A 1,370-nucleotide genomic window follows, 5' to 3' on the forward strand; every position below is an offset into this window, starting at 1 on the left:
GTCCGCCTGCGCTGCCCTTCCTCTTTCGGTTGGCGGCCTGGTCCCTGTTCTCCGGGATGACGGCCTTGATCCTGCGTCGACGCAGGTGGGCGCGGTTGCCGCGGGATGAGTAGGCCTTGTCCCCGGCGACCGCGTCAGGTCGGGTGCGGGGACGACCGACCGGCCCGCGGACCCGCAATTTCTTGAGCACGGGGATGAACTGCGGACTGTCGGCGGCCTGCCCCTCGGTCAGCACGAACACCAGCGGGCGGCACTTCCGTTCGCCGGCAACATGAATCTTGCTGGTCTGCCCTCCTCTAGAGCGCCCGAGCAGCGCGGCCTTCAGGCGGAGCTTGCGCCGCCGCCGGGCACGTCGTCGCTCTTCGCGTTCTGGATCATCTGCCGCGTCCTGTCCGTCTTGTTCCTCCGGGCCGCCCCTTTTTGCCGGGCCTTCTCCGCCTCGTCGGCGGCCTTCTCCAGGGCCGCTAGGGCGTCGGGGCCCAGGTGCATCCCGGCGGCGTCGTGGTGGGCCCGAACGGTGGTGGAATCCACGCTGACCAGCGACAAGTCCACTTCTCCCCGCCTCGCGGCCTCCGCGATCGCGCCCTCCATTAGGGCTTCGAAGACGCCCGCGTCACGCCACTGCCGGAAGCGATTGGAGACGGTCGACCACGCGCCGAACTCCGACGGCATCTCCCGCCACTGCCCTCCGGTCTTGAACCGCCAGATCACGCCCTCGAACTGCTGCCGCAGCCGCCCCGGGTATGGGCCGTACTCGCCGACCGGCAGGTACGGCTCGATGAACTCCCACTCCGCATCGGTCAGTTGCACTCGCGTCACGCGACATGATCTACCCGCTCAGGCCTCGCCATGAGGGCGAATCCCGCAGATTGATCACGGCCCGATACCCGCCCTTAGTCCCGCCCGGCCACCACTCCTGCTGCCGCCCGTGCTCGATGCCCAAGAAGCATCCGGACCGCGCTCAGGCCCGCAGGGTGCCGACGGATCGGGTGACCGTTGGCCGTGGGGACTGCGGATCAAAGGCGTGGACGCTCGACCTGGGCGATGCCCGGTGGGAACTTGGCCGGTTCGGCAAGCTCAACGGACGAAACCACAGACCTTGCTGGGCCGGCACGGCTCGCCAGAGCTGTTGTTGGTCAACTCGACCAGTAAGAACAGCGTCGCCAACAGCAGCAGAAAGCCACCTATGATGATCGTTCCCGGATGGCGGCCGTACCAGGCGGCCAACCAAGCCGTTGTCTTCTGGAGCCGGGTGCGGCGAGTCGGGCCGGCCGCATCGTGACGGTCACCCGTCATAATTCCCCCCAGGATTGCTCACCTTGCGGGCGTGAGTGCCTGAGCTATTCCCGCTTCTGCCCGACCGTATGCCG

General features: G+C 67.8%; 1 pseudogene. It reads right to left on the reverse strand.

The features are described from left to right. A pseudogene (locus tag AB0J08_RS41625) lies at positions 1-819 on the reverse strand (transposase); the annotation flags it as partial. Positions 820-1,370 lie beyond the last annotated feature (551 nt).

The sequence above is a fragment of the Kitasatospora sp. NPDC050463 genome, from assembly GCF_040655255.1.
Lineage (GTDB): Bacteria > Actinomycetota > Actinomycetes > Streptomycetales > Streptomycetaceae > Kitasatospora.